This window comes from Kitasatospora sp. NPDC089797 (assembly GCF_040684795.1).
Taxonomy (GTDB): Bacteria; Actinomycetota; Actinomycetes; order Streptomycetales; family Streptomycetaceae; genus Kitasatospora.
Genome location: NZ_JBFBGS010000124.1, coordinates 1 through 1,032, shown reverse-complemented (window position 1 = coordinate 1,032; position 1,032 = coordinate 1). Strand labels below are relative to the sequence as shown.

General features: G+C 72.0%; 1 protein-coding gene and 2 pseudogenes. All 3 read right to left on the bottom strand.

All coding sequences use genetic code 11. The annotated features are described in order from the left end of the window. Positions 1–140: pseudogene (locus AB0O91_RS41225) on the bottom strand (ATP-binding protein); the annotation flags it as partial. Beyond that, a complete protein-coding gene (locus AB0O91_RS41220) occupies positions 121–777 on the bottom strand; it encodes a DUF742 domain-containing protein (RefSeq protein ID WP_363444704.1) in 657 nt (218 codons plus the stop codon). The gene AB0O91_RS41220 and the pseudogene AB0O91_RS41225, both read right to left, overlap by 20 nt. A 161-nt stretch (positions 778–938) precedes the next feature. Beyond that, a pseudogene (locus AB0O91_RS41215) lies at positions 939–1,032 on the bottom strand (roadblock/LC7 domain-containing protein); the annotation flags it as partial.

Genomic DNA, 1,032 nt, shown 5'->3' with positions numbered 1-1,032 from the left:
GCTTCGGTGCGCAGCGGGTTGATCTCGGAGACGGCGCCGACGAGCGTGGTCTTGCCGACGCCGAAGCCGCCCGCGATGACGATCTTCGCGGAGGTGGTGGCGCGGGTGGGGGCGGCCGCGTTAGAGCTTGCGAAGTCCACTGAGGACCCTTTCGAGCAGCGTGACGTCGGGCTGGTTTCCGGTTTCGCCCCCGGAAGCGGGCTGGTGGATGGCGACGAGACCGGCCTCGGCCAGGTCGGCCACGAGGATGCGGGCCACTCCCAGGGGAAGGGAGAGCAGCGCCGACACCTCGGCTACGGATTTGACCTCCCTGCACAGCGTGCAGATCCGCTGGTGCTCCGGGAGGAGGGTGGCCAGCCGCTGCGGGTCGACGTCGGCGGAGACCAGGGCCTCCAGCGCGAGCTCGTAGCGGGGCCGGGTGCGACCGCCGGTCATGGCGAACGGCCGGATCAGCGGGCCGGAGTCCGGTTCGTCCTCGAACTCCTCGACGTGCCCGGGGCGTCGGTCCGACCGGTGGCCGGGCGTCGGGGCGGGCACCGGGCCGGGCGGCGTCGGGTAGCCGGGCGGCGGGGTGTCGAAGGCGGGCTGCGGTCCGGCGTACTGGCCGTACTGGCCGTACTGTTCCTCGGGCCGGGCGTACGGCTGCGGCTGCGGCTGTCCGTACTGCTGCCGACCGTACTGCTGACCGTGGCCGGCGCCGGGTGCTCCGAAGGCGTCATGGCCCGTGCCAGGGTACGGAACGCCGTACTGGCCGCTGCGGTCGTCGGGCGGTGTCACGGTTCCTCTCCTCACAAGGTGCGGCGGTGCGGTGCGAGCTTCGGTACGAGTCCGGAGCCGGTGGTGCGAAGGCCGTACAACGCCCGAACCCGAGCCCGCCGAAGCGGGCCCGGGAAGGACGCGGAGGTGCTTCGAATACCTGGACGGTATCCGACGAACCGTCAGTGCAGGAGACTGCCCTGGAGTTCTGCGCGGAGTGCGGGGGTGAGGACGGCGCCTGCGCGGTCGACGAGCAGGGCCATTTCGTAGCCGACG